This window comes from Micromonospora sp. CNZ322, assembly GCF_007827755.1.
In genome coordinates this window covers 309,277-335,488 of sequence record NZ_VITD01000001.1, presented here as the reverse complement: position 1 = coordinate 335,488, position 26,212 = coordinate 309,277, and the positions used below count along the sequence as shown (strand labels likewise).

Annotated in this window: 26 protein-coding genes and 2 tRNA genes; 12 read left to right on the top strand and 16 right to left on the bottom strand. The window is 71.1% G+C overall.

Annotation, left to right across the window (positions count from 1 at the left end):
- Nucleotides 1–67: 67 nt before the first annotated feature.
- From FB453_RS01620 to FB453_RS01595, 6 genes are all read right to left on the bottom strand, one after another.
- A complete protein-coding gene (locus tag FB453_RS01620) occupies nucleotides 68–1,411 on the bottom strand; it encodes an O-antigen ligase family protein (RefSeq protein WP_145786974.1) in 1,344 nt (447 codons plus the stop codon).
- A 1-nt stretch (nucleotide 1,412) separates the two neighbouring features.
- On the bottom strand, nucleotides 1,413–2,744 hold the full coding sequence (locus FB453_RS01615; RefSeq protein WP_186717991.1) for an oligosaccharide flippase family protein: 1,332 nt from the start codon (nucleotides 2,742–2,744) through the stop codon (nucleotides 1,413–1,415).
- 26 nt (nucleotides 2,745–2,770) lie between these two features.
- The gene (locus tag FB453_RS01610) at nucleotides 2,771–3,838 is read right to left on the bottom strand and encodes a glycosyltransferase (protein ID WP_145786970.1); all 1,068 of its coding nucleotides are present in this window, start codon (nucleotides 3,836–3,838) and stop codon (nucleotides 2,771–2,773) included.
- Nucleotides 3,838–4,803, bottom strand: a complete 966-nt coding sequence (locus FB453_RS01605) for a glycosyltransferase family 2 protein (RefSeq protein ID WP_170158710.1) — start codon at nucleotides 4,801–4,803, stop codon at nucleotides 3,838–3,840. Before FB453_RS01605 ends, FB453_RS01610 begins: the two co-directional genes overlap by 1 nt.
- Nucleotides 4,804–4,892: 89 nt before the next feature.
- Nucleotides 4,893–6,533 carry a sugar transferase gene (locus tag FB453_RS01600; RefSeq protein ID WP_486480121.1) on the bottom strand — a complete coding sequence of 547 codons (1,641 nt, stop codon included), beginning with the start codon at nucleotides 6,531–6,533 and terminating at the stop codon, nucleotides 4,893–4,895.
- 88 nt (nucleotides 6,534–6,621) lie between these two features.
- Nucleotides 6,622–7,524: an LCP family protein gene (locus tag FB453_RS01595; RefSeq protein WP_225855092.1), complete on the bottom strand. Its 903-nt coding sequence runs from the start codon at nucleotides 7,522–7,524 to the stop codon at nucleotides 6,622–6,624.
- A gap of 409 nt (nucleotides 7,525–7,933) precedes the next feature.
- Here FB453_RS01595 and FB453_RS01590 point away from each other — a divergent pair, with 409 nt between their 5' ends.
- The 3 genes from FB453_RS01590 to FB453_RS01580 all read left to right on the top strand — a co-directional run bounded on the left by FB453_RS01590 (nucleotide 7,934) and on the right by FB453_RS01580 (nucleotide 10,691).
- Nucleotides 7,934–8,767, top strand: a complete 834-nt coding sequence (locus tag FB453_RS01590) for an O-methyltransferase (protein WP_145786967.1) — start codon at nucleotides 7,934–7,936, stop codon at nucleotides 8,765–8,767.
- Between the two features lie 4 nt (nucleotides 8,768–8,771).
- The gene (locus FB453_RS01585; protein WP_145786965.1) at nucleotides 8,772–9,590 is read left to right on the top strand and encodes an MOSC domain-containing protein; all 819 of its coding nucleotides are present in this window, start codon (nucleotides 8,772–8,774) and stop codon (nucleotides 9,588–9,590) included.
- 111 nt (nucleotides 9,591–9,701) lie between these two features.
- Nucleotides 9,702–10,691 carry an expansin EXLX1 family cellulose-binding protein gene (locus tag FB453_RS01580; RefSeq protein ID WP_186717989.1) on the top strand — a complete coding sequence of 330 codons (990 nt, stop codon included), beginning with the start codon at nucleotides 9,702–9,704 and terminating at the stop codon, nucleotides 10,689–10,691.
- 4 nt (nucleotides 10,692–10,695) lie between these two features.
- Here FB453_RS01580 and FB453_RS01575 read toward each other — a convergent pair whose 3' ends face one another.
- The 4 genes from FB453_RS01575 to bcp all read right to left on the bottom strand — a co-directional run bounded on the left by FB453_RS01575 (nucleotide 10,696) and on the right by bcp (nucleotide 12,746).
- The gene (locus tag FB453_RS01575) at nucleotides 10,696–11,223 is read right to left on the bottom strand and encodes a GNAT family N-acetyltransferase (protein ID WP_186717987.1); all 528 of its coding nucleotides are present in this window, start codon (nucleotides 11,221–11,223) and stop codon (nucleotides 10,696–10,698) included.
- Between the two features lie 91 nt (nucleotides 11,224–11,314).
- Nucleotides 11,315–11,397: transfer RNA gene (locus tag FB453_RS01570), tRNA-Leu, on the bottom strand.
- Between the two features lie 13 nt (nucleotides 11,398–11,410).
- Complete coding sequence (locus FB453_RS01565; protein ID WP_145786959.1) at nucleotides 11,411–12,139, bottom strand: HNH endonuclease signature motif containing protein; 729 nt, start codon at nucleotides 12,137–12,139, stop codon at nucleotides 11,411–11,413.
- A gap of 130 nt (nucleotides 12,140–12,269) precedes the next feature.
- On the bottom strand, nucleotides 12,270–12,746 hold the full coding sequence (bcp, locus tag FB453_RS01560; RefSeq protein ID WP_112619597.1) for a thioredoxin-dependent thiol peroxidase: 477 nt from the start codon (nucleotides 12,744–12,746) through the stop codon (nucleotides 12,270–12,272).
- A 199-nt stretch (nucleotides 12,747–12,945) separates the two neighbouring features.
- On the opposite strand from bcp, the gene FB453_RS01555 reads away from it, so the two are divergent.
- From FB453_RS01555 to FB453_RS01540, 4 genes are read left to right on the top strand one after another with little or no spacing between them, the layout of a single operon-like run.
- Nucleotides 12,946–13,662: an energy-coupling factor ABC transporter permease gene (locus FB453_RS01555; protein ID WP_112582195.1), complete on the top strand. Its 717-nt coding sequence runs from the start codon at nucleotides 12,946–12,948 to the stop codon at nucleotides 13,660–13,662.
- A complete protein-coding gene (locus FB453_RS01550; protein ID WP_145786957.1) occupies nucleotides 13,659–14,084 on the top strand; it encodes a PDGLE domain-containing protein in 426 nt (141 codons plus the stop codon). The genes FB453_RS01555 and FB453_RS01550 overlap by 4 nt, the downstream gene beginning before the upstream one ends.
- A gap of 14 nt (nucleotides 14,085–14,098) precedes the next feature.
- On the top strand, nucleotides 14,099–14,869 hold the full coding sequence (cbiQ, locus tag FB453_RS01545) for a cobalt ECF transporter T component CbiQ (protein WP_145786955.1): 771 nt from the start codon (nucleotides 14,099–14,101) through the stop codon (nucleotides 14,867–14,869).
- The gene (locus tag FB453_RS01540) at nucleotides 14,866–15,624 is read left to right on the top strand and encodes an ABC transporter ATP-binding protein (protein WP_145786953.1); all 759 of its coding nucleotides are present in this window, start codon (nucleotides 14,866–14,868) and stop codon (nucleotides 15,622–15,624) included. Before cbiQ ends, FB453_RS01540 begins: the two co-directional genes overlap by 4 nt.
- Here FB453_RS01540 and FB453_RS01535 read toward each other — a convergent pair.
- Genes FB453_RS01535 through FB453_RS01520 form a run of 4 tightly spaced genes read right to left on the bottom strand, consistent with a single transcriptional unit; the run spans nucleotide 15,608 to nucleotide 18,573 of the window.
- Nucleotides 15,608–16,720, bottom strand: a complete 1,113-nt coding sequence (locus FB453_RS01535; RefSeq protein ID WP_145786951.1) for a hypothetical protein — start codon at nucleotides 16,718–16,720, stop codon at nucleotides 15,608–15,610. The genes FB453_RS01540 and FB453_RS01535 overlap by 17 nt on opposite strands.
- Nucleotides 16,717–17,433: a thioredoxin domain-containing protein gene (locus FB453_RS01530; RefSeq protein WP_145786949.1), complete on the bottom strand. Its 717-nt coding sequence runs from the start codon at nucleotides 17,431–17,433 to the stop codon at nucleotides 16,717–16,719. The genes FB453_RS01535 and FB453_RS01530 overlap by 4 nt, the downstream gene beginning before the upstream one ends.
- Nucleotides 17,426–17,950, bottom strand: coding sequence for a MauE/DoxX family redox-associated membrane protein (locus FB453_RS01525; protein WP_091393477.1), 525 nt, complete (start codon nucleotides 17,948–17,950; stop codon nucleotides 17,426–17,428). The genes FB453_RS01530 and FB453_RS01525 overlap by 8 nt, the downstream gene beginning before the upstream one ends.
- A gap of 32 nt (nucleotides 17,951–17,982) precedes the next feature.
- Entirely contained in the window at nucleotides 17,983–18,573 is a 591-nt protein-coding gene (locus tag FB453_RS01520) for a sigma-70 family RNA polymerase sigma factor (RefSeq protein WP_112582185.1), read from the bottom strand.
- A 172-nt stretch (nucleotides 18,574–18,745) separates the two neighbouring features.
- On the opposite strand from FB453_RS01520, the gene FB453_RS01515 reads away from it, so the two are divergent.
- The 3 genes from FB453_RS01515 (at nucleotide 18,746) to FB453_RS34740 (ending at nucleotide 22,334) form a co-directional block, all read left to right on the top strand.
- Nucleotides 18,746–20,413 carry a copper resistance protein CopC gene (locus FB453_RS01515; protein ID WP_145786947.1) on the top strand — a complete coding sequence of 556 codons (1,668 nt, stop codon included), beginning with the start codon at nucleotides 18,746–18,748 and terminating at the stop codon, nucleotides 20,411–20,413.
- 17 nt (nucleotides 20,414–20,430) lie between these two features.
- Entirely contained in the window at nucleotides 20,431–21,165 is a 735-nt protein-coding gene (locus FB453_RS01510; protein WP_145786944.1) for a YcnI family protein, read from the top strand.
- Between the two features lie 149 nt (nucleotides 21,166–21,314).
- A complete protein-coding gene (locus FB453_RS34740; protein ID WP_486480154.1) occupies nucleotides 21,315–22,334 on the top strand; it encodes a hypothetical protein in 1,020 nt (339 codons plus the stop codon).
- A gap of 120 nt (nucleotides 22,335–22,454) precedes the next feature.
- On the opposite strand, the gene FB453_RS01500 is transcribed toward FB453_RS34740, so the two are convergent.
- Nucleotides 22,455–23,738 carry a glycosyltransferase 87 family protein gene (locus FB453_RS01500; RefSeq protein ID WP_145786942.1) on the bottom strand — a complete coding sequence of 428 codons (1,284 nt, stop codon included), beginning with the start codon at nucleotides 23,736–23,738 and terminating at the stop codon, nucleotides 22,455–22,457.
- A 72-nt stretch (nucleotides 23,739–23,810) separates the two neighbouring features.
- On the opposite strand from FB453_RS01500, the gene orn reads away from it, so the two are divergent.
- Both orn and FB453_RS01490 read left to right on the top strand, forming a co-directional pair.
- Nucleotides 23,811–24,401: an oligoribonuclease gene (gene orn / locus FB453_RS01495; RefSeq protein WP_091393455.1), complete on the top strand. Its 591-nt coding sequence runs from the start codon at nucleotides 23,811–23,813 to the stop codon at nucleotides 24,399–24,401.
- A gap of 112 nt (nucleotides 24,402–24,513) precedes the next feature.
- A tRNA-His gene (locus FB453_RS01490) sits at nucleotides 24,514–24,589 on the top strand.
- 110 nt (nucleotides 24,590–24,699) lie between these two features.
- Here FB453_RS01490 and FB453_RS01485 read toward each other — a convergent pair.
- Complete coding sequence (locus FB453_RS01485; RefSeq protein ID WP_145786940.1) at nucleotides 24,700–25,992, bottom strand: Ig-like domain-containing protein; 1,293 nt, start codon at nucleotides 25,990–25,992, stop codon at nucleotides 24,700–24,702.
- Nucleotides 25,993–26,212 lie beyond the last annotated feature (220 nt).

The window sequence follows — 26,212 nt, the reverse complement described above, 5'->3', positions numbered from 1 at the left end:
TGGTCAGGCCCCGCAACGGCCCGGTCGGGTGCCGGGGGTCGCGGGGCCTGGCTTGCGCTTCGCGGATTCAGTTGAAAGCGGCGGCCCGGCTGTCCTGCCGGCCGATGAGTCGCCGGAGCCCGGCCAGGGGTGCCGGTCGGTCCACCAGGTCCACCGGCCCCGGTGCCGGAGTGCGCGCGGGTGGCGCGGACACCGACGCGGTGAGGGTCAGCAGCACGACGATCCAGGTCAGCCCGTCCACCGACAGTGGGTTCCAGACGACCTCGGTGAACGAGTAGACGATCAGAAGTACGAGCGGCGCCTTGGCGGTGAACGCCTGCCCGTCCTCGACGCTCCGGTGCATCAGGGTGGCCATCCAGAGGCCGAACAGGGTCAGTGCGACCAGCCCGCCGGAGAAGACGACCAGGACGTACCCGGAGTGGAAGAAGTGGGTGGGTGCCGCTCCGATGTCCTGGAGGTGGAACCACTTCGAGACGCCGACGCCGACGGCCTCCCGACCGCTGAGGTAGTCGCGGGCGGCGACCCAGATGTTGCCCCGGTTGCTCAGCGTGGTCTTCGACGCGCTCCAGGTCAGGTACGTGGCAGCCGTCAGTGCGCCCACGACGAGCGCGACGCAGATCGCGAAGGGGATCCGCAGGCTCGGTCGCAGACGCTGTACGAGAAGTGCCGCCAGCACCCAGGCGCAGACCGCCCCGACGGCCAGGTAGCTGGTGCGGGAGCCGGTGGCGACGATCACCAGCAGGCAGAACGACGTCGTCACCACCAGCTCACGGCGGCGCATCGCGCAGAACGCGGCAACCAGCGTGAAGGAGGCGAGCATCGCCACATAGTTCTCGGAGTTGTAGAAGCTCTTGAACAGTGCCCCGGCCATCGAGCACTTTTCCAGCTTCCCGCCGGTACAGATCCGCCACGACTGCTCGTACACGGCGGTCGGGATGGTCAGCAGCGCCAGGACCGCCAGCCCGGTGTAGGCCATCGCCCGGACGCTCACCGCGGTGCGGGCAGCCATCAACCAGATGGCGAGCAGCAGGAGCGCCGCAGCCCCGTACGCCGGAAGCCGCGAACCGTAGAACCCGTTTCCGGTGAGGGCGTCGACGCCGGCGGACCAGACCAGCAGCGCCCCGGCCATCGCGATGGAGATCCGCAGCCACACGTCGGAAGGTCCGCGCAGCACCGCCCGGCCGGAGAACACCAGCCAGGCCAGTAGAGCGACCAGCAGCACGCCGATGAGCACCGAGCTGTGGCTGCCGACGAGCGCGGGCGCCGCGTTGGTGAGCACGGCGAATCCGACCAGAGCGGCCGCGCTCGCACGGTCGCCGAAGGCAGCGGCGACGTTCCGCCGGATCCGTACCAACCACAGGGCTACCGCGATGCCACCGACGGTCAGTAGGACACCGAAGATGGTGGTCACGTCAGACCCTTTCTCGGTCAGCTGCCGATGCCGCCTCAGCTTCGGCGTCGCGGGGCGGATCGCGTCGCAGGGCGGCGACGAGGCACCCCCACAGCAGGACGGCGAGCAGAGCGTCGCACACCAGACTCGACACCACAGCACCCTGCCACCCGTACGCCGGGATCAGCCAGACGTTCAGGCCGGCGTTCACCACTCCGACGGCAATCTGGGCCACCGTCCGGCGTCCTTGCATTCGGGCGCCCGACAGGGTGTCGGCGGCGAGGTAGTGGATCGCCTTCAGTACCAGCAGTGCGCTCAGGCCCTGCAGGGCAAGGGTGGCGGCCTCGTATTCGGGGCCGAAGACCACTGGCATCATCCAGGCGAACGCGACGAGAAGAAGGGATGCCGGCACGCTGAACGCCAGGTAGCGCGGCAGCAGCTTGCGTGTGAGCCGCAGTGCGGCTCGAGGGCCGTTACGCCCGGCCTCGAAGAAGTTGGGATACGCGACAGCCGCCATCGACCGGGCGGGCGTGTACGCGAAGTCGACGACGCGGTACGCCGCGGCGTAGATGGCCGCGCTCTCCGTGGTCCCCAGCTTGGAGAGCATCACCTTGTCGAGATCGTTGTACACGGTCTGAGCGGACAGACCCACAGCGAACAGCATGCCGGTCCGCGCCTGCGCCAACGATCCCCGGACTTCCAGCGGAGTCCGACCTGACCCGCGTAGACCACCCAGAACCACTGCCACGCACACCACCGTCGACAGCAGCACCGAGGTCACGGCCCAGGCGTGCAGGGTGACCGGGCCGGCTGCCGCGGCCAGCACGATGACCCCGACCAACCGGGAGACCTGCAGCAATGCGGGAATGACGGAGGCGAGCAGGATCCGGCCCCGGGCCTGAACGGAGGCGGCCACCGCCTCGATGAGGCGCCAGGCCACCAGATCGGCGAAGGCCAGACAGAAGAGGTCGATCAGGCTCGCCTGGGCACCCCAGATCAGCGCGCCCGCCGCAGCGACCAGCACTGTCGCACCAGCACCGAAAACCACCGACAGCAGCAGCCCTCGGGCCAGGTGCCGGGCCCACTCGGCGGGCGCGTCGGCATGGCTCTGGAAGATCAGGCTCGGTGCTCCGGCCGACGCGAACGGCGAGATGACCGCCACCAAGGCCGTGATGCCGACGAAGAGGCCGTACGTGTCGATGGGCATCTCCCGCGCCAGCAGCACGAAGAGTGCTCCCTGGGCGAGGGTCCGCAGCAGGGTTCCCACGAAGAATCTGCCGGACTTGCGCAGGAAGGCGTCACCTCGGCGGGGCGCCCGATGACGTGGTGACGCGCTGCGGTCCGGCTCGCCCACGAGGTCGACTGCTCCTTGGGCGAGGGTCATCGTCGTACCGCCTCCACCCACTGTCGGCTGATCCGGGCCGGATCGAAGGCGACAGAGCGGGCGTGCCAGGCCTTCTCGAACTCGACGGGCCCGGGCCGGCCGAAACCCGTCAGGTGCCTGATCGCCTCGGCGAGGGCGGTCGAGGTCGGGGCCGTCGTCAGCACGCCGGGCACCAGGTCCGGCACCATCTCGTCGACGGCCGACACGGGCATCGCGGCGACGGGGAGTCCCACTTCGGCGGCCTCCACGAGGCTGAAACCGAAGGTCTCCGCCAGCGACGGGTGGACGAGCAGGTCGGCGTCGGTCAGCAGCCCGCGGACGTCGGGGATCCGGCCGAGGAAGGTCACCCGATCCGCCAGGCCGCGCTCGCGCGCCCGGGTCTCCAGCAGTGTCCGCTCCTCGCCGTCTCCGGCAAGCGTCAGGTGGTAGGCGGTGGGCAGTTCCGCGAGTGCGTCGATCGCGCACAGGTGGTTCTTCAGCGGGCGGAGCGCGCCCGTGGTGACCAGCCGGACCCGTGCCGGGTCGGCGACCGGCCGGGGCGGGACGAACGGCGCGGTCGGCACCGGGTTGGGGATCGTGACGACGCGCGACCCCGAGTGCAGATTGCGCACCGTCCGGGCGACGCCGTCGGACACCGCCACGACCAGCCGTGGCCGGAGGGCACCGAACCCGGACGCGCGGGCGAGCATCCGCACCCGACGGTCGGCCCGCATTCGCTCGGGCAGCAGCGAGTGCTCCCAGGCGATGAAGGTCCGAGATGAGCCAGCCAGAGCCGCCCCGACGGGCACGCTGCCCCACAACCCGCTGGCGACGACCTCCACGTCCGGGGGGAGGCTCCGCAGCCGGCGGCGCAGCGGGGGTACAGCTTCCACCAGCCGGGTGAGCCGCGACCCGAGGTCCAGGGTGTCGACGTTGAGATCGTCGAGCCCGTGCGGAACTCCCCGGGACAGAACGGTCGCGGACACCTCCACGCCGTGACGGGCGAGCCCACGCATCACCAGGACTGCGGCGCGCTCCATGCCGTAGTACGGCTCGAGCTGCGGCAGTACGAAGTGCAGACGCATCAGTGTGGCCGTTCGGTCTCAAGCGGTCGAGTGGGGCTGCTGGTGGCCTTCGACTTGCGCATGGCGACCCGTTCCAGGGTCGATCGGGGCACCAGCCCGAGCGCCGCCAGCACCGCGTTCCGGGCCGACGGAGGTGAGTTGCGGCGGATCGCCCGCACCATCTCCCGCACGCCCTCCCGGTCTCGGGCCTGGAGAGCGTAGCGGAGGGTCTGGGCCGCGATGAAGTCCGAGAAGGTCCCCGGCGCCCACACTCCCTCCCAACGCTGGGCCCAGTGCCACGAGGTACGCCAGTCGGCGCCGGCCGAGATCGACCCGGGGCTGCCCACCGTGTAGATCGCCGTCGCCTCCTCCACCTGGACGATCTTCACCCGGGGCAGCCGGGCGACCCGGACCAGCCAGTCCCAGTCCTGGTGTCGGGGGAGCGTCTCGTCCCAGCGGCACTCGGTCGCCAACTCGTACGTGGTCAGGAGCGTCGACGTGGGCAGTGACTGCCGGCCGATGCCGAGGTGACGGCGGCGGAACAGGTAGTCCTCCGGCAGCATGCCGTCGGGGATCACCTCGGCGGGGGCCGGTGTCGGCAGCGGCTCGGCGCCGTCCTTGCGTTGCAGGATCCGGGATGACACGACGGGGCGGAACCCGGCCGCCGCGACCCGCTCGAGCGCGGGCACCTGTGCCGCCAGCTTGGTCGGCAGCCAGGTGTCGTCGTCGTCGAGGAACGCGACGTGGCTGCCCGGGATGGCGTGGGTGACTCCGAGGTTGCGGGCGTACGACCCGCGTCGGCCGCCGCCGGTGCAGACCACCCGGTCGATGTGCTGCCCCAGGTTCCGCACCGTCTGCGGCACCTCCGGGGTGTCACAGACGACCACGATGTGTACGGATGTGCCCTGCTGGGATCGGGCGGAGAGCACCGCGTCGGCGATGCTGGGGCGGCCCGTGGTGGGGATCACGACGGATACGTTCGGCATTGCGTTCTCCATGCGTTGGGGGTACGACCGCACACCGCCGCCGGGTACGGCCGTAGCCGTACCCGGCGGTGTGCCGGTGCGTTGGCGGATCAGCGGCCGCCGGCGCGGAACACCTCGGTCACCGTACGGAGCACCACCTTGACGTCGAGCCAGAGGGACCAGTTCTCGATGTAGAAGTTGTCGAAGCGGGCCCGGTCGGAGATCGGGGTGTCGCCGCGCAACCCGCTGACCTGCGCCAAGCCGGTGAGCCCGACCGGGACGCGGTGGCGCATCGCGTACTGGGGGTATTCGGCCGAGAACTTCTCGACGAAGTAGGGGCGCTCGGGCCGGGGGCCGACCACGCTCATGTCGCCACGGAGGATGTTCCAGAGCTGCGGGAGCTCGTCGAGGGAGGTCCTTCGCATGATCCGACCGATCGGCCCGACCCGCCGGTCGTTGGCGATGGACCAGTTGGTCTGCGACTCGTGCTCGTCGACGGGGCGCATGGACCGGAACTTGATGATGTTGAAAGGTCGACCGTGCCGACCGATGCGCTCCTGGTAGAAGAAGATGCCGGGGCCGCCGTCGATGAGCGTGGCGACCGCGCAGATGAGGAGCACCGGGCTCAGCAGGAGCAGCGCCACCGAGGCGAAGGCGATGTCCGACGCGCGCTTGAGCGCGGACTGCGGGCCGGAGAGGGTGATGTCGCCGATGCTGACGACCGGGACCGCGCCGATGTGGTCGCCGTGCGAACGGGACCCCCAGAGGGGGGTGGCCGCCCACAGGTCGCACTCCGCCGTCCGTGGCCGGGCCAGGATCTCCATGAGAGAGGTCTCGGAGCAGTTCGCGTCCGCGACGATCACCACGTCGCACTCGCGCAGCCGTACGAGGCTGTCGAGGTCGTCGAGGGATCCGATCAGCGGCAGCGCCGACGGGCCGTCCGGGGTGTCGACACAACCCACGAAGCGCAGGCCGTACTGGGGGTAGCGGCGCAGGAGCCGGGCGAGTTCCAGGGCGGTGGGGCCACTGCCGACGATGATGGTGTTGTGCTCGACCCACCGGCGCTTGCGGGCGACGATGGCGAATTCGCGGGTGACAGCCCGCCCGAGGATGACCAGCCCTGCCGACGCGGCGACACCGCGGGTGAAACCGAAGACGTACTCGGCGGATTCGTGGCGCATCGCCGCGACGATGGCGACCGCGGACGCCGCGGCCAACAGACGCCCGCAGAGGCTCGGCACCTCGTCGAGGAAGCTCACGTGCCGTCGTGCCCGGTAGAGGCCGCCGCTGGCGAAGACGATCACGGTCAGGACCGTCATGGCCAGGGTGCCGCGCCAGTACTGCTGAGTGACAAGCAACGGCGTCAGCAGTGCCAGGACGTCGATCGGCGCGGTCATCATCCAGGCCCGGAGCCACCGGGTCCGGGTCGAGGCGCGCGAGCCGGCGTAGGGCAGGACAGCTGTCGTGTCCAGGCCGGCGCGAGGCTCGTGCTTTTCAGGCGCGGGCGCAGGCGCGGGTGCCGGTGCTGGTGGGGCCGAGCGCCGGTCGGCGGGCGATGGGAAGGCCGGGGTCTGGTGGCCGGAAGTCTGGTAACCGGCAGGTTGGTAGCCGGGGAACTGGTAGGCGGGAGGGCGACTCCCGCCGCGGCTCCCCTCGTCGTCCCCCTCACCGTCGCCCTGGGCATCGGTGGCGTTGCCGTCGCGGTCATCGGCCGGTACCGGTCGATGCCACATAGCGGGCTGATTGGACATTGTGGACCTCCCCGTGAGGGCCGGCTGACCTGACCGGTCCGTAATTCGAGACAAGGCGGCGGCCGGCAACGACCGCCGGCCCGGGGTGTTACTTGGCGCTGGCGAGAATCTCGTCGACGGAGTCCCGGCGCACGGCATCGTAGAAGGTCTTTGCCTTCTCGGTGTTCGCGAAGACGACGCTCTCGCTGCCCACTCGGCCGGTGCCCTTCGTCGGGCTGGTGACGAAGGTGAGATTACGGCCGCGGAGGCTCCGCAGGTCTGTCGCCATGCTGACGAGGGACATCTTCTCGTCCACCGCCACGGCGCTCGAGGTCGCCTTGACGAAGGAGTTGAGCCGCCCGGGATTGGTGACGATGCCGCCGGACACGGCCTTGTCGAGGATGGCCTTAATGACCTGCTGCTGGTGACGGATGCGGGCGAAGTCGCCGTCGGCGAACTGTTTGCGCTGGCGGGAGTAGTCCAGGGCCGTCTCACCGTCCATCCGCTGCACTCCTTGCTCGAACTTGCGGAACGGCGGGTGGATCGACGTGAACGACTTCTCCGCGTTGATGTCGACGCCGTCCAGGGCGTCGATGATTTCCTTGAAGCCGGCGAAGTCGACGATCATGACGTGGTCGATTCGCACCGTGGTGAACGATTCGACTGTTTGCACCATCAGCGGAATGCCACCCCAGGCGTACGCTGCGTTGATCTTCGCGTCGCGGCCGCCGTGCCCCCCGTTCTTCGCCTTCGGCACGTTCACCCAGGTGTCCCGAGGGATCGAGACGAGTTGCGCGCTGGACCGGTCCTTCGGGATGTGCGCGACGATGATGGTGTCCGTGCGCGAGCCGCCCGTGCTCTCCGGGTCGCGGGAATCGCTTCCCAGGATCAGGATGTTCATAGCGCCGTTGGCCACCGCCTGCGGACGCCCCTCCTCAGGAACGTCGGCGAAGGCATCCACCCGGTCGATGTCCTTCTCGACAGAGCGGAGATAGAGGGCGCCACCGATCATGCTGCCGCCGCCCAGGATCGCCGCGACTACCAGGCAGATGACGAGGACACGACGCCAGCGAGGGCCACGACGTCGCCGCTTGCCTCCGGCCGGGACATCCTCGTGCGGATCGGCTGCGTGTGGATCGAAGAATTCGGTGTCGGCATCGGTGTACCGCTGAGCACCAGACATGCCAGCGATGCTACTGATTGCGGGTGCCTGTCGTGCACCCTCGTCCTTTCGGGCATCGTATGCCTGCCGACCGGTGCGGCGAACCCGGCCCTGCGTCCGGACGGACTGCCGGTAACGCCGGCCCGGGAGCGCTTCCCAGGCCCTATTCTGCTGCCCCGACGGTGGGCGGGATCAACGTAGCCATCGGCTTTCGCGATGACCCTCCCGCTGCCGCCCGAACCCTGCTACAACGGCACCCGTGGATCGAATCAAGCTCCGACGGGCCGTCGCGCGTACTCCACTCGCCCCGATTGCCGCCTTTCCCAAGAGGCTTCGCACTATCGCGCGGCACGACGCGAAGGTGCTGCGCCGCTCGGCGCGCTGGCTGCTGACCTCCCGCGAGCACCACAACTACACGTACGACCTCACCTCGTTGAGCCGCAACCACCTCGCCTGGTTCGTCAGCGTGGTCTGCGACATCCCGGTCAAACAGGTACGGGCGTACCTCGGCGAGATCGAGTCGGACGACGGACTGCGCCAGCACCTCCTGGCAGCGATCGCCGCCTCCGACCGGCGCGGCCTCGCCGACAAGGAGATCCGCTACGCCCGGCGGATCGGCTGGTACGCCATCGTCCGTGCCACCCGCCCCACCCACGTCGTCGAGACCGGTGTCGACAAGGGACTCGGCAGCGTCGTCCTGGCGTCCGCCCTGCTGCGAAACGCCCAGGAGGGGCACCCGGGCCGGGTCACCTCCCTGGACATCAACCCCGAGGCGGGCTACCTCGCCCGGGTCGCGCCGTGGTCGGAGGTCGTCGACCTGGTGATCGGCGACTCGATCGCCTCGATCGGCGCGCTGGACCGCCCGGTCGACCTGTTCCTGCACGACAGCGACCACAGCCGCGCCCACGAGAAGCGTGAGTTCGACGCCGTGGAGCCCAAGCTCGCCCCCGGCGCGATCCTGCTCACCGACAACGTCACCAGCACCAACGTGCTCGCCGAACACGCCGAACGCACCGGCCGGCGGTTCCTCGCCTACCGGGAGAGCCCGGCCAACCACTGGTACCCGGGCGACGGGATCGGCGTGGCATGGTAGCCGGGTGCGGCTGACCTCGATTCACACGTACCCCATCAAGGGTTGTCACCGGCTCGACCACGACGGCGCGTTCGTGCACCAGTGGGGCCTGGCCGGCGACCGGCGCTGGATGGTCGTGGACGCCGACGGGGTCGGCGTCACCCAGCGGGAAACGACCCGGCTTGTCGACCTGCGCGCCTCCGTGCGCCCCGGGGGTCTGTCGCTGCGCGCCGACGGGCAACCCGACCTCGACGTGCCCGAGCCGGCCGGCGGCGAACCGGTAGCGGTCCGTACCTTCCGCAGCCGCACCTTCCCGGTCCCCGCGCTGCCGGCCGGCCAAGCAGCCGACGACTGGCTCGGCGCCCTGCTCGGCCGACCGGTCCGACTGGTCTGGCTGGCCCAGCCGACCCGCCACCTGGCCGCCGGGACCCGCGAACACGACACCGGTGACCAGGTCAGTTTCGCCGACGCCTACCCGGTGCTGCTGGCGAACGCCGCCTCCCTCGACGCCCTCAACGACTGGCTGGCCGAGGTGGGCGAGGAACCGGTGCCGATGACCCGGTTCCGACCCAACCTGGTCGTCGACGGTGCGCCGGCCTGGGCCGAGGACGACTGGGTCGGTCGGCGCGTGCGCATCGGCGACCGGATGTTCCAGGCCGCCGGGCCGTGCGACCGCTGCGTGGTGACCACCACCGACCAGGAGACCGGGGTACGCACCAAGGAGCCGCTGCGCACCCTCGGGCGGCACCGGAACATCAAGCAGAAACTCCTCTTCGGACTGAACCTGGTGCCGCTCGACAGCGGACCCCTGGCGGTGGACGCCCCGATCGTCGTCGCGCCCTGACCGGGCCGCCGGCCAGCAATCGGCACCCCACAGTCACCGTCCGTCGATGCTGTCTTAGCTTTGGCTTAGCCCGCTTGTCGGTACCCGACCGGGTCCGGCAGCATCGCCGTCGTGACGGACGGAAGCGCTGTCGACATCAACATCGACCTGGACCACCCTCCAGAGGACCGGCCCGCGCCGTCGTCCGGCGCGAAGCCCTGGCTGGTCGCCACCGGCGTCACCGTCCTCGCGGCGACGCTCGGGCTCACCCTCACCCTGCGCTCCGGCTCCACCCCGGCCTGCGCCGCCGGCCGGACGCTGGCCGCCGCGCCACCCACCGGCAACGCCACGCACACCGGCAAGGCCACCTTCTACGACTCCAAGGGCGCCGGCGGCAACTGCTCGAACCCGGCCGCCCCGGCCAACCGGCTCTACGTCGCGCTCGGTCCGGCCGAATACTCCGCCGGTGCCGCCTGCGGCGGATTCCTCGACGTCGTCGGCCCCAAGGGGACCGTCCGGGTGCTCATCATGGACCAGTGCCCGGAGTGCGAGCCCGGCCACCTCGACCTGTCCCGCGAGGCGTTCGCCCGGATCGCCGACCCGGTCCAGGGCCTCGTTCCGGTCACCTACCGCGCGGTGGTCAACCCGCCGCTGCCCGGACCACTCACTTTCCGGATCAAGGAGGGCGCGTCGCAGTGGTGGTTCGCCGTCCGCGTCGGCAACCACGGCAACCCGCTGCGGTCCGTCGAGGTCCGGCAGCGTGACAGTGACCCCTGGCAGTCGGCCGCCCGGCAGGACTACAACTACTGGCTGATCGCCTCCGGCGCCGGGCCGGGCCCGTTCAACGTCCGGGTCACCGACGTGTACGGCAACCGGGCCACCGTCGGCGGCATCCGGATGGCACCGGGCCAGGTGCAGAACAGCACGGTCCGGATGTACGCACCCGGTGCCGGGGCCGCCACACGCCGCGCGCCCGCGTCGACCCGACCGCCGAGCAGCCGACCCGCCGTCACGCCGACGCCGACTCGTCGCTCGGTCGAGGTGGCGAGGACGAGCGCTCCGGCCACCGACGCGCCGACCACCAGCTCGGCCCGGGCCAACGCCCGGTGGTGCGAGGGCTGACCGCTCAGTCGGCCACCGTCAGATCGAGCCACATCAGAATCTCGTCCCGGTCGTCATCGGGTGCCACCCGCAACGCGCCCGGCAGCCGGCCGATCTCCCGGTAGCCGAGGCGACCGTAGAACTTGTCCAACCCCAGCCCGTCGCGCACCGTGATGTGCAGCGCCTCGTGGCCCAACGCCCTGCCCAGCCGGGCGGCCTCCATCATCAGCGCCGAGCCGTAGCCGGCGCCCTGGGTGTCCGGGTGGACCATCACCCGCTTCAGCACACACCAGTGCGCCGTGAGCGGAAAACGGTTGTCACTGAAGATCAGCATCGCCGTCAGCCGGTCCCCGGAGTAGCCGATCAGCAGCCGGTCCGGTCCGTCCGCGATGCCGGCGAAGGTCGGATCGGCGGTGACGTGCACGTCGGTGGCGGTGACCGGTGGCACGAAACCGACCGCCCCGCCGGCGTTGCTGACGTCCACCCAGAGATCGACGATCTCGGCACGTAGCTGCGGGGTCAGGTCAGGATCAAGGACGAAGCGCAGACTCACGCCCGCCATCCTGACCCAACGACCAGGGCCACGACCCGCGACAGTGACGCGCCCGACAACCGGCGTTCAGCACGTGTTTTCCGTTGTCCTGTGCGGGAGAGGGGATTCGAACCCCCACATCCTTCCGGATACAGGTTCCTAAGACCTGCGCGGCTGCCGTTACGCCACTCCCGCCAACTCCCTGAGTTTAGAGTGTCTGGCTTCGGCGGTGTTGAGCCCGGCCTCCTTGAGGATGGTCGAGATCGTGCCGTGACCAACTCTGCATCCCCCACCAGGCAGATTGCGGAGAACGCTGGACAGCCGCTTCGGTCCGGCATCCGGGTGTGCCAGTGCCTGTTCTATCACCGCGTCGCGATGAGCCATCGAACGCCAACTGCCCGCTCGGACGCGGCTTCAACACGCCGTCCTGCTCGAGCCTTCGCCGAGCCTTGTGCAGGAAGGCCGGAGTCCAGCCCAACTGCCGTGCCGCCTCCAGGGCCGTCACCTGCTGTGCATCGACCCGACCGAACAGGTCGACGAGTTCCGTCCGGGTGGCCGGTCGGCGATCGGAGCCGGTCGTCCCGCCGTCGCGTTCCTCCCCATCGGTTGGCGTCGCGAGGATGGGGAGGTCGGAAGCCCGTTTTCCTCGCCCGGCGTAGGTAGCGGTCTGGCTGTGGCAGTTCGGGCAGAGGAGCCGCAGGTTCGGAGGCCGGTTGTCGAGGAAGTCCCCGTTGATGTGGTCGACGTGCAGGATGAGGGACACGCCTCGCCACACCGGCCCTATCCCACAGCCCTCGCACTCCTCCGGCACGCCGAGTGTGCCCAGCGCCCACTTCAACCGCACGCCGGGCGTCCGGCGGGACCCGTCGGGCAGCACAACCAGAAGCTGCGCGGATGTGGTGCGCCGTTCGCCGCGCCGCCCCTTGTTGTGAGCCACCGCTGACGCGTACGCCGAGCAGCCGCATCACCTCGGTGATGTTGCGGGCGACGGCGGCAGCGGCGGCCAGCGCTTCGGGCGTGTATTTGTATCGAACCACTGACGGACCGTAGCGATCCGGTACGACAGGTCAGTCCAGGCCGAGGTCGCGGCGGAGCTTGGCGACGTGTCCGGTGGCCTTGACGTTGTAGAGCGCCCGCTCGACCTTGCCGTCGGCGTCGATCACGAACGTCGAGCGGATCACGCCGGTGACGGTCTTGCCGTAGAGCTGCTTCTCGCCGTACGCGCCGTAGGCGGTCAGCACCGACCTGTCCGGGTCCGACACCAGCGGGAAGGTGATGGCGTCGCGCTCGCGGAACTTCGCCAGCTTCTCCGGCTTGTCCGGGGAGATGCCGACGACCTCGTAGCCGGCGGCCTGGAGTGAGGCGAGCGAGTCGCGGAAGTCGCAGGCCTGCTTGGTGCAGCCGGGGGTCATCGCGGCCGGGTAGGCGTACAGGACGACCTTGCGACCTCGCAGGTCGGCGAGGGAGAGCTGGTCGCCGGTGTCGGTGGCGAGGGTGAACTCGGGCGCGGGGTCACCGGGGGAGAGGCGGTCGGGCGAGGTCATGGCCCCGACCCTACCGCCGTGCCGGCGAGCGCCGCCGCCGGCGCGACGCGTCGGCGTGTGGGGTACGGCGCGGGCCGGCGGGGCTCGACCTGGAGTGATCAAGCCCATGCGTTGTTGCCAGAGTCTGGCAACAACGATGGTTGGGAAATAGGCTGACCCACGCCGGCCCGGTCGGGCCCGCTGACGCGTGGGAGGTCGCGTGGAGACACTGGCGATGCACATCTCGAACGGGATCATCGACGGTCCCGTGGCGGCGATCTTCGCTGCGCTCGCTCTTGCCGCGCTCACCGCCTGCGTTCTGCGCGGCCGGCGCGACCTGGACGACCGGCTGGCCCCGATGGCCGGCCTGGTGGCGGCGTTCATCTTCGCCGTCCAGATGCTCAACTTCCCGATCTTCACGGCCGGTGTCAGTGGTCACCTGCTCGGTGGCGCGCTCGCCGCCATGCTGGTCGGCCCGTGGGTCGGTGCGCTCTGCGTCGCCGTGGTGCTGGTCGTACAGGCACTGATCTTCGGCGACGGCGGCGTGGCGATGCTCGGCCTCAACATCACCAACATGGCGTTGCTCGGCACCGCCGCGGCGTACGCGCTGATCGCGCTGCTGTTGCGGGTGCTGCCCCGCACGCGGGCCGGTCTGGCCGTTACCGCGTTCGTCGCCGCGACGCTCAGCGTGGTGGTGGCGTCGCAGGGCTTCGTCCTGGAGTACTGGCTGGGTGGCACCACCGACCTGGGCAACAACCTGGGTGGCCTGGCCGGCACGATGGCCGGCGTCCACCTGCTGATCGGCATCGGTGAGGGTCTTATCACCGCGACCACCGTGCTGACCGTCGCGAAGGTGCGCCCCGACCTGGTGTACGCGCTGCGATCCCTGCGCGCGCCCGCCGCCCCCGCCGTCCCGGTCGCCGGAGGTGTCCGATGAAGAACCGTTCCTGGGCCTTCCTGGCCGGCGGCCTGCTGGTCGCCCTGCTGCTCGCCGGCGTGGTGAGCAACTACGCCTCCTCCCACCCGGATGGGCTGGACTCGTCCCTGCTCAAGGGCTGCACCGTCGACGCCGACGACAACATCGTCGGGGGCAGCTGCCCGGCCCAGCAGGCCCGTGACCACGAGTTGGCCGACAGCCCGCTCGCCGACTACGGCGTACGGGGTGTGCGCAACAGCTTCGTCTCCACCGGCCTCTCCGGGGTGCTCGGGGTGCTGGTCACCTTCGCGATCGGGGCCGGCGGGTTCTGGCTGCTGCGCCGTCGAGGCGCCACGCCGACCGACGGTGACGCGGCGACGCCCACCGAGGGTGACCCCGCGACGTCCGGCGACGTCCGGCGACGCGCCGACGCGGCCAGCTGAGTAGGGATACGCGGATGGGGGCCGGTCACGCGCACGTGCTGTACCGCGAGTCGGACTCGCCGGTGCACCGGCTCCCGCCCGAGGTCAAGATCGTGGCGATGGTGGTCTTCACCCTCGCCGTGGTGGCCACTCCACGCGAGGCGTTCTGGGCCTTCGGCGCGTACGCCGTGCTGGTGGCGGCGGTGGCGGCGCTGGCCCGGGTGGGCCCACGGTGGTTGCTCAGCCGAGCGTTGATCGAGCTGCCGTTCGTGCTGTTCGCTGTCGCCCTGCCGTTCCTCGGCAGCGGCGACCGGGTCGAGGTGCTGGGCCTGCGGCTGTCCGAGGACGGGCTGCACGGCGCGTGGAACATCCTGGCCAAGGGCACGCTGGGGGTGCTCGCCTCGCTGCTGCTGGCCGCGACCACCACCACCCGGGACCTGATCGTGGGGCTGGACCGGTTGCACTGCCCGCAGGTGCTCACCCAGATCGCCACGTTCATGCTGCGCTACCTCGACGTGCTGGTCGGCGAGGCGCGGCGGATGCGGGTGGCCCGGATCTCCCGGGGCGACGACCCGCGCTTCCTGTGGCAGCTGCGTGGCTTCGCCGCCGGGATCGGGGCGTTGTTCCTGCGCGCCTTCGAGCGTGGCGAGCGGGTCTATCTGGCGATGCTGTCCCGGGGCTACACCGGTCGGATGCCCGCCGTGTGGCAGGGCGAGGGTGCGGCGAGCGCCGGTCAGTGGCTGGTCGCGGCGACCGTGCCGGTGTTGGCGGCCTCCATCGCCGCCACCGCCGTCGTGCTGTCATGATCGGTGTCGTGCAGACCGCTGTCTCGCTGGACGTTCGGGGCGTTCGTTACGCGTACCCGGACGGGCACGTCGCCCTTCAGGGGGTCGACCTGAACGTGCCGCGGGGCGACCGGGTGGCGCTGCTCGGGCCCAACGGTGCCGGCAAGACCACGCTGGTGCTGCACCTCAACGGCATCCTGACCCCGACCGAGGGCAGCGTGAGCGTCGGCGGGCTGACGGTCACCCCGGATCGGGCCACCCTGGCCGAGGTACGCCGTCGGGTGGGCATCGTCTTCCAGGACCCGGACGACCAGTTGTTCCTGCCCACAGTGGCGGAGGACGTGGCGTTCGGGCCGGCGAACCTTGGTCTGCGGGGGGCCGAGTTGGCCGCCCGGGTGGACGAAGCGCTCGCCGCGGTGGGGATGAGTGAGCACCGGGACCGGGCCCCGCAGCACCTGTCGTTCGGGCAGCGCCGCCGGGTGGCGGTGGCCACCGTGCTCGCCATGCACCCGGAGATCCTGGTGCTCGACGAGCCGTCGTCGAACCTGGACCCGGCGGCCCGACGGGAGCTCGCCGAGATCCTGCGCGGCCTGCCGGTGACCCTGCTGATGGTCACGCACGACCTGCCGTACGCGGCGGAGCTGTGCGAGCGCTCGGTGATCCTGGACAACGGCCGGATCGTCGCCGACGCCCCCACCAACACGCTGCTCAACGACGCCCCCCTGCTGGCAAGACACCGCCTGGAGCTTCCCTACGGGTTCACCCCGCAGCCGTAGACCCACTCTCGGCGGCCTCGACCCGCGGTGCCGCGGCGGTGGCGCGGGAGGTGGCGTGCAGGCGCAGGATGCCGGCGGCTGTCGCGCCGGCGCCGGTGATCAGGAAGAGCGCCACCATCACCCGGGCGGCCGCGGACGACCAGGGCACCGGAGCGATGGCACGGGCGAACACGGCGGCGTTCGACGCTCCGGCGAAGAGCGCCAGGCAGGCCCCGGCCAGCGCGACCACGAAGTCGGCGGCCGGGCGGCGGCTCAGCGCGTACCAACCGGCGGCGATCGCGCCGAGGCCGGTGAACAGGGACCAGATCTGCCCGGAGAGCAGCCCGACCAGCACCCCGCCCACGCCCTGGGCGCCCGCGTCCAACTCCCGTCCCACCGGGTATCCGACGGCCAGCACGCCGCCGACGATCAGCAACACGCCGAGCGCGGACAGCGCGCGACCGCCGGCCGGGGCGGTGGCGGCGAACAGGCCGAGCCCGCCCACCGCGAGCAGGAGCACGATGGTCGCGGCCCACCAGGTGTACGCGTCCGGCGGCGGCACCCAGTCCAGCGTGCCACCGATCGTCATCGGGTCGGTGCCGTCGCGCAGCGGAATCGTCCAGTCCCGGACCCGTTGCTCGCGATCCGGTGCGGCGCGTACCGCGGCCGGTGGTGCCGACTCCTGCCACAGCGCGCGCTGGTCGTGCCAGCGCGCGGTGGTGCCGTCGTCGATCCGTTGCCAGGAGGGTGCGGCGGCCGGGTCCGCCTCGGGCGGGAGCGCCGTGTCCCCGGCGATGGTGCGGTTCAGGTACGTGGCGGGGGAGTGGCTGTTCTCGAAGACCCCGTCCGGGCCGACGCGCAGGTACGGCTCGCCGGAGTAGCCGATGACCTCGATGGCGCGGCCGGTGCGGTTGGTCAGCTCCAGTCGGGCGCCCGCCTCGATGACGCGTACCTCAAGCCCTGGCCGCGCCGGTGCGACCCCGGTGGTCCGGGTGCGGTAGTCGGTGCCGTCCGGTGCGTCAGCGCCGTGCGCGGCGGCGGGGGCCGCGCTGATCACTGTCACCAGGCCGGCTGCGGCGGCGATCAGGCTGGCGCGGCCCAGCAGGGTACGGATCACTTGCCGGCCGCCGCCACGGCTGCGGTGAGAGCGTCCGGGGTGGGGTTCTCGACGGGTTGACCGTTGACCTTGACGGTCGGCGTGCCGGTGACGTTGCTCTGGCTGGCGTCTTCGGTGACGTGTTCGGTCCAACTCTTGTACGTGCCGTCCTTGACGCAGCTGCCGAAGGAGCCCCGGTCGAGGCCCACGCTGGTGCCGATGTCGATGAGCTTGTCGTCGGTGAGCCCGGCACTGCCCTCCGGCGGCTGCTGGGCGAAGAGCGCCTTGGCGTACTCGTGGTACTTGCCGCCCGCCGCAGCGCAGCCGGAGGCGGCCGAGGAGCGGGTGGAGTAGTCGGTGGTGGAGAAACGGTTGAGGTACGCGACGGGGTGGTAGACCACCTTCGCCTTGTTCTCGGCCGCCAACTGTTCGAGCGTGGACCCGCTGGCCTGCTCGAACTGCTTGCAGGCCGGGCAGAGGAAGTCTTCGTAGACGTCGACGGTGACCGGGCCGCCGCCGGTGACGATGCCGGTGCCCTCCGCGTTGGCGCCGGGTGGGGTGGTGAAGCTGTCGGAGCGCTGGTTGGACCAGACGGCCCACCCGATGACGCCGGCGATGACCAGGACGACGACCGCGGCGGCGGAGACCCAGATCGTGCGGCGGCGGCGCCGCTCGCGGGCCAACTGCTCGCGGACCACCCGGGCGGCGTCCCGCTGCCCCTTGCGACTACTCATCCTCGTCCTCCACAACGGGTTCGCCGGACACCCACCCGTCCACCGATACCGGCGTACGTGGCCAGATCAGCAGAAATCCGGCCAGAACCAAGAATCCCAGGTCCCGGAGGATCTCCGGGAGGTAACTGGGTGCCTGCCCCGCGGCCAGCTGCCCGCCGCTGCCGAAGCAGCCGCAGTCGATGGCCAGTCCACGCGCCCAGGCCGAGGCGATCCCCGCGATGAAGACCACCAGCAGCGCGGCGGACACCCCGGCGACGAGCCGGGTGGCCAGCCCGAGCAGCAGCAGCACGCCCAACGCCAGCTCGACGAAGGGCAGCGCCGCGCCGATCACTGTCGCCACGTCGTACGGCATCACCTGGTACGCGTTGACCGCCCGCCCGGAGGCGGCGAGGTCGCTGACCTTCGACGCGCCGGCGACCAGCCAGACGGCGGCGAGGCCGAGTCGGGCCGCGATGCCGAGCCACGGGCGGACCACTGGCCAACGGTGGCCCCGGGTGGAAGGTGCTGTCACGCTCATTTGTCGTCCCGTCCGCGCCGGAAGTTCCGCGTTCAGCCGGCCAGGGCGTCGCCGACCGCCTCGACCAGGTCGTCTCGGGCCCGGGCGACCCGGGACCGGATGGTGCCCACCGGCACCCCTTCGACGGCGGCGGCCTCGGCGTACGACAGGCCGAGCAGTTGGGTGAGCACGAACGCGGAGCGCCGCTCCGGGCCGAGGCGACGGACCAGGTCGGCGGCGCCGAACTGGCCGGCCGGGTCCGGGTGCGGTCGGTCGGTGTACGCGTTCGCCGCCAGGCGCTCGTCGAGCCGCCGCCGCCTGACGACGGTGCGCAGGTGGTCGGCGCAGGCCCGCCGGGCGATGCCGAGCAGCCAGGTGCGGGCGCTGGAGCGACCCTCGAAGGCGGGCAGTGCCCGGAACGCCCGCAGGTAGGTCTCCTGAGCCAGGTCGTCGGCGCTGTCCGGGTCGACCAGGGCGGCGGCGAAGCGCCAGACCTCGGCCTGGGTCAGCCGGACGAACGCCGCCTGGGCGGTGGGGTCACCGTCGCGGGCGGTCAGAGCCCACTCGGTTGCCGGGTCCCGGGCGACCTCGTCGACCGGCTCTGCCGGACCGGCGGCACCGGAGTCACGCGGGACAGGGATCACGACACACCAGGTTACGCGGCAGTCGGCGGCGCGTCAGGGTCGTTCGGCCCCTGGATGGTCTGCGCCACGTCGGGAACTTTTCCCCGACCCGGGCCGACTACCAGTTCATGACGTGCGACCACAGAAGCGACCACCCCCCTCGGGTCGCCGACGGGGACACCCATCGGCGACCATGGCCGGCATGACTGTCGCCCCCCGCCGCTGGGCCGCCAGGCTGGCCGCAGCCGCCGGCCTCCTGGTCACCGTCGTCGCCCTGTTGATCGCGCCAGCCACCTCCGCGAGCGCCCACGCGGTGCTGCAGAGCAGCAGTCCGGCCGCCGCCTCCATCGTGCCGAGCGGGCCGTCCGAGGTGGTCCTCACGTTCAGCGAGTCGGTCCGCAAGGTGCCCGGCAAGATCCGGGTCATCGCGCCGGACGGTTCCCGGGCCGACCGGGGCGAACCGTCGTTCAGCGGCGGTGTGGTGACCATCCCGGTGGACCCGGCCGGCGCCCGCGGCACCTACCTGGTCAGCTTCCGGGTGATCTCCGCCGACAGCCATCCGGTCTCCGGGGCGTACACCTACTCGGTCGGCGCACCCTCGACCCCACCCGTCGACTCCGGCACGGACAGCCGCGCCAACCCGGTGGTGGGCACGGCGGTGAAGGTGGCTCGCTTCCTCGGGTACGCCGGCCTGGTGCTGCTGGTCGGGCCGGCGCTGGTGCTCGCCGCGCTCTGGCCGCGACGGCTCTCCCGGCGGGGGCCGACCCGGCTGGCCTGGACCGGCCTCGGTCTGGTTGCCTTCGCCACCCTCGCCGACCTGTGGTTGCAGGTGCCCTACACGGCCGGTGGTGGTCTCTTCGACGTCACCGGCGAGGGGTTCGGCAGTGTGTTCGGCAGCGCCTTCGGCGCCGCCCATCTGGTCCGACTCGGCCTGCTGGCGGCGTCCGTCTTCCTGCTCCGCCCGCTGCTGGCCCGGCCCGCCGGCCGGGCGGACGCGATCATCCTGGCCGTGCTCGGCGGCGCCGCCCTGCTGACCTGGCCGCTGGCCGGGCACCCGGCGGCGTCCCCGGCGCCGGCGGTCTCCGTGGTGGTCGACGCGGTCCACCTGGGCAGCATGGCGGTCTGGCTGGGCGGTCTGCTCATGCTCGCGGTGTTCCTGCTGCGCCAGGCCGACGAGCGGGAGCTGGGCGCGATCCTGCCGATCTGGTCTCGCTGGGCGGCGCTCGCCGTCTCGGCGCTGCTGCTGGCCGGCACCGTCCAGGCGCTGATCGAGGTGGCCACCCCGCAGGCGCTCTTCGACACCACGTACGGGCGCTTGCTGCTCGCCAAGATCGGCCTGTTCGCGCTGGTCATCGCCGTGGCCGCGTACTCCCGGAAGTTGGTGCGTAGCCGCGTCGCGGCGCAACGCCCGGCGCCGGTGCGCCGGGCGGTCCTGGTGGAGTTGGCAGTCACCGTGGTGGTGCTGGCCGTGTCCGCCACGCTCGTGCAGACCACGCCGGCGCGCACCGCCGGAGCCGCCCCATCCGCCGGGGCCGAGGCCGGCCTCTTCAGCACCAGGCTCTCCAGCCCGCTCCTGACCGTCGAGGTCGAGGTGAGCCCGGCCGAGCGGGGCAACAACTCGGTGCACCTGTACGCGTACGACAAGGCCAACCAGCCGCTGCTGGTCGCGGAGTGGAAGGCGACCGTCGCGCTGCCCTCGGCCGGGATCGAGCCGATCGAGGTGCCGTTGCTGCGGTTGACGGACAGTCACGCCTACGGCGACATCAGCCTGCCGACCCCCGGCGAGTGGCAACTGAAGATCACCGCCCGAACGACCGACATCGACCAGGCCACGGTGACCGCCACCGTGCCCATCCGTTAGAGAGGTTCGCGAAACCCATGACCCGACTCCGGCGTACCGCAACCGCCGCTGCCGCCCTGGCGTTCACCGCCGCCGCCACCGCTGTGCTCGGCTTCGCCGGACCGGCGTCCGCACACGTCACGGTGAACCCGAAGGAGGCGTCCCAGGGTGGCTACGCCCGGGTGGCGTTCCGGGTGCCCAACGAGAGCGACACCGCGTCGACCACCAAGCTGGAGGTGGTACTGCCGGAGAACGCCCCGGTCGGCTCGGTGTCGACGATGCCGGTGCCCGGCTGGACGGTCACCACGGAGAAGCGCAAGGTGGACCCGCCGATCGAGGTGCACGGCAGTCAGCTCACCGAAGCGGTCTCCAAGATCACCTGGACGGCCTCCGGTGACGCGGGGGTGAAGCCGGGTCAGTTCCAGGAGTTCCCCGTCTCGATGGGGCCGCTGCCGCAGGTCGACTCGATGGTCTTCAAGACCCTGCAGACCTACTCGGACGGCAACATCTCGCGGTGGATCGACGAGCCGGCGCCGGGTGCCGAGGAGCCGGAGCACCCCGCTCCGGTGCTCACCCTGGCCGCCGCCGCGGCGCCGTCGGGTTCGGCCTCGCCGACCGCAGCCGTCGCCTCGCCCGACGACGATGACGACGACGACGGCAACGGGCTCGCGGTCGGCCTCGGTGTGGCCGGTCTCGTCGCCGGCCTGGCCGGCCTGGTGCTGGGCGGGCTGGCGTTCGCGCGTACCCGCCGGGAGCCGGTCGCCAAGGCCTGACCCTGTTCCACCCGCTGGCCCGCCGGATCTTCCGGCGGGCCAGCGCGCTTTCCGGAGCCGATGCCGACCGTGCCGTGGATATCCCCTGATCAGACGGCGTACGTCGGTAAGGTCGGCCGGGTATTTGGCTACGGAGGGGGACGGTGCGGATGCGGTTCGTGCGGATGATCGCCGGAGTGCTGCTGTTGGTCGTGGGAATTCCGGCGCTGTTCGCCGGCGGCGGGCTGTGGCTGGTGAGCCGACACGCCGACCCCGGTGGGTCCTTCGCCGCCCGTTTCGAAACGGTCCGCACGCCCGGTCACGCGATCGTCGTCACCGACCTCGACCGGTTGCTGCGGCAGGAGGCGCCCTTCGCGCGTACCGCGCAGACCCGACTGCGCCTGGACGCCCGCACCACCGGCGGGCCGGCCTTCGTCGGTTTGGCGCCCACCGCCGAGGTGCGTGGCTGGCTGGAGGCGGTGCCGCACGCCACGGTCCGCCGGGTGGCGCTGGCCCGGGGTCCGCTGCCGGTCCGGCTTGATCCGGCCGGACCGGCCGCCGACACCCCGGGCGTCGCGACGGCCGACGGGCCGGTCACACCGCTGGGCCGGCCCTTCTGGGTACGCGACGGGATCGGCTCGCTGGAGTGGAGCGCGGACGACCTCGCCGGCGAACCCATGAGCCTGGTGGTGATGCGCCCCGACGGCGAGGCCGACCTGGCCCTGGACCTGCGCGCCGAGTTGCGGGTCGGGTGGACCGGCCCGGCCACCTGGGGTCTGTTGACCGTCGGCGTGCTGCTGGTGGTGTGCGCGGCGCTGCTCCTGCTGCGGCCGCTACGGCCACGCGAGGTGATCTTCGTGGTCGAGCCGGATCAGGTGCCGGTGCTCGCCGGCCGGCTCGGGGTCACCTCGCTGAGTGGCCTGGGCCTCCGGCAACCCGATCCGACCCCACCGTTGCCGGCGCGACAACTCGCCCCGGTCGGCTCCGGGGCCCCGGAATCCGCCCGGCCGGCGATCGGCGCGGCCCGCGCGGCCACCCTCGCCGACCTGGACGAACCGGTCCGGCCGCCCCGCCCGCCGGAGGTGACGCTGAGTCTCGCCTGGCCCCCGGCCGACGTGGACGAGCCAACGGCCCGCCCGGTGGCGGCCGCGCCGGGCGACGAGCCGGCCCGTGGCGGCCCTGGCGGGTGACGGCCCGGCCGGTGGCGGTGGGTGAGACGGCGAGTGGCCCTCCGCGCTGCCGACGCGGAGGGCCACTCTCACCGGGGGATCGGTGCTACCCGAGCGACGCTTGAGGTAGATGAGGACAGGTTAGCGCCGAACATGGTTACTCGGGAGGTCTGTCCAATTGGTGCGATTTTCCGCACTGAGCCCCGAGCGCACCGGCAACACCACCAGCAGCAGCAGGCTGAGCAGCACGTAGGTGTTCTGCACGACGAAGTCCACCGGGTCGTGAGTGCGGACCGGTCCCGCGCCCCAGGCCTGGAACGTCACCACGCCGTAGATGGTCACGGCGGTGATGCCCAGCGCGAGCCCGGCCAGCCACCGACGCCGGCGTGCCTCGTCCGGGCGGTCCGCGCTCAACGCCGCGTCGGCGAGCAGCACCACCGCCGGCACGAACCAGTAGATGTGGTGGGTCCAGGTGATCGGGCTCGCCAGGGAACCGACCAACCCGGTCAACGTCAGGCCCGTCAACGGGTCACCGGCCCGCGCCGCGCGGGCGGCCCGCCACAGCCCGTAGCCGGCGACCGTGGCGACCAGCAGCAGCCAGAGCAGCCGGTCCGGCTTCTCCGGCTCGGTGAACCGGCTGAGCAGGCCGAACAGCGACTGGTTGCCGACGATGTCGGTGCGTCCCACCCGCTCGGTGGTCCACAGCTCGTGCGTCCAGAACCGCCACGAGTCACGAGGGGCGATCGCCGCCGCGAGCAGGGTCGCCGCCGCCGCGGTCGCGCTCGCCACCGCCGCGGCCCGCCACCGCCGGGTGGCCAGCAGGTACACGATGAAGATGCCGGGAAAGAGCTTGAGCGCCGTCGCCAGCCCCACGCCCACCCCGGCCCAGCGTCGCGCCTGCGGTACCGCGAACAGCAGGTCGGCCAGGATCAGCACGACCAGCAGCATGTTGATCTGGCCGAAGGTGATCGTCTCGCGGATGCTCTCCACCGCCAGCACCAGCAGTACGGCGGCGACCAGGGTGAACCTTCGGGGCAGGTCGTGTCGGGCGATCACCGGCGTCACCAGCCACCGGGTGGTCAGCACCACGGCCAGCACGGTGAGCGCCGTGAAGATCGCCACGGTGGCGCCGAGCCGCAGCAGACCGAACGGCCACAGCAGCAGCGCGCTGAATGGTGGGTAGGTGAAGTACAACTCGCCCTGCACCCGGTCGGGCTGGACGTAGTCGTAGAGCGGGTGGCCGACGCGCCACCAGTCCATCGCGGACATGTAGATCTTGAGATCGAAGAAGTTGTGCACGAGGCCGGGCAGGTACAGGGCTGGCAGCACAGCGCCGAGGGCCACGACCGCGACCAGGCGACGGACCGTACGGCCGCCGGGATCGTCTTCGGTGACGGCGGGCGGTGCGACGGGTTCTGCTGGCACCCCGAAACCCTAGCGGGCCGGTCCGCCGAGAGCGCGCAGCCGCGGGGCGTGGGCTGCGCGTAGGCTGTCCCGGTGGCTGATCTCCTCGTCTGGATCGACTGTGAGATGACTGGGTTGGACCTCGGCAGGGACAAACTGATCGAGGTTGCGGCACTGGTCACCGATCCCGACCTCAACGTGCTGGGTGACGGTGTCGACGTGGTCATCCACGCCGATGAGGCGGCACTGGAGGGGATGCCGGAGATCGTTCAGACCATGCACGCCAAGTCCGGCCTCACCGAGGAGGTCCGTCGTTCGGCGGTCACCCTCGCCGAGGCCGAGGACCTGGTCCTGGACTACGTCCGCACCTTCGTCAAGGACCCGCGTACGGCTCCGCTCTGCGGCAACTCGATCGCCACCGACCGGGGCTTCATCGCCCGGGACATGCCCCGCCTCGACGCGCACCTGCACTACCGGATGATCGACGTGTCGTCGATCAAGGAACTCTGCCGCCGCTGGTACCCCCGGGTGTACTTCGGTCAGCCGCAGAAGGGTCTCGCGCACCGGGCGCTGGCCGACATCCGGGAGAGCATCCGGGAGTTGGAGTACTACCGGCGCACAGTCTTCGTTCCGCTGCCCGGCCCGGATGTCGAGACCGCCAAGGCCATCGCCGCCGAACTCTGACCGCGCCGGCTCGTCCCGGGGAGCAGGGAACCCGCTGGACGAGGTGCGTCGCGGTGTGGCTATTATTGGTCCGCACCCCGCCCGGAGCGATTGACCGGGCGACGGCGGCATGGTGGCTGTAGCTCAGTTGGCAGAGCACCGGGTTGTGGTCCCGGTTGTCGTGGGTTCAATTCCCATCAGTCACCCCACTGGTTTCACTGCTCAGGCCCCCTCCTCGGAGGGGGCCTGAGTCGTTGTAGGGGCGAAATAGGGGACCACGCGAAAGCCCCCTCCTCGGAGGGGGCTTTCGTCGGCTGGCTCAGGCGGTCGGCGTGGGGGACGGGGTGACCGTCCCGTCCGGAGCCGGGGTGGCGGCGTCCGGGTCGGCCGGAGGCTCGTACGGAAGGGCGCTGCCCTTGACGTACTCGTCCCAGCTCATGTTCCAGTCGGTCCAGCCGTTGCCGTTCTGCAGCTTGCGCTCGGTGCCCTTGACAGTGATCGGGTCGCCGATCTGGGTGTTCTTGAAGAGCCAGTCGCCGTTGGCCATCGACACGTTCACGCAGCCGTGCGACACGTTCGTGGTGCCCTGCTGACCCTCGGACCAGGGTGCCGCGTGGATGAACTCCCCGCCCCAGGTGAGGCGCTGGGCAAAGTCGATCTTGGTGCGGTAGCCCTCCTCCGGGCCCAGCTCCTCGAACGTGTCGAAGACCGTCTTGCGCAGCTTCTCGATCACGACCATGGTGCCGCTGGACGAGGGCGTGCTCTTCTTGCCCAGGCTGACCGGGATGGTCTTGATCACAGAGCCGTTGCGGGTCACCGTCATCCGCTTGGTCTTGTTGTCCACCGTCATGACCACCGCCGCGCCGATCTTGACGTCCACCGCGAGGTCGGCGCGGCCGTACCAACCCGCACCCATCGGCAGGCCGCCGGCCTGCACCCGGTAGGAGACCTTGCTGTCGGGCTTCCAGAACTCCTTCGGCCGGTACCGGATCTCGGTGGGGCTGACCCAGTGCCAGATCCCCTCCTGCGCCGGGGTCGAGGTGACGGTCATCCGGCGCTGCACGTCGTCGCGGTAGTCCTCCGGGATGGCCCGGCTGAACTTCACGATCAGCGGCATGCCCACCCCGACCACCTGGTCGTCACCGAGGAAGCTGCTCACCCGTACCTGATTGCCGGGCTTGGCCATGGTGGTGAAGGTGCTCGTCGCGGTGGCCGGACGTCCGTCGTCGCCCTTGGCGGTCACGGTGGCCGTGTAGCTCGTGCCGTAGGCCAACGCGCCGGTCGGCAGCCACGACTTGCCGTCCTTGGCGAGGGTGCCCTCGACCGCCTTGCCGGCGGCGTCCTTCAGCTCGACAGCGGTCTCCACGGCGTCCTTCGTGGTGAAGGTGATGCCGGTGGACGCCGGCACGTCCTTGGCGTCGGCTGCCGGCTCACTGATCGTCGCCGCGGCCTTCGGCGCCGGGTTCTCGCCGCCGCCGTGCCACGAGGACGGCTTGCCGCCGTCGCCGTCGGTGCAGGCCGAGGTGAAGGCCAGCGCCACGGCGAGAAGGCCCGCCGCGAACACGCGGCGTCGCCCACCGGGCCTGATCAGCTGGTCCTGGCTAGCTCGCATGAATTCCCTCACAGTTGTGGTCGCTGCCCCATCGTCTCTTACTGACGCGCCAGAGCCGGTCCCGGTTGCCGAGGGTGAACCGAAACACGCCATCAATAGTGCCCGAATCCTGCTACTATTCGGCGTTTCGTGAGCCTGGTTCGTCTCCGTGCCCGGAGTGCGGGGGTCGCCGCGCTGTCATCGAGCGGCGGGAGTGCAAGGGTACGCCGGCCCGGCCAAC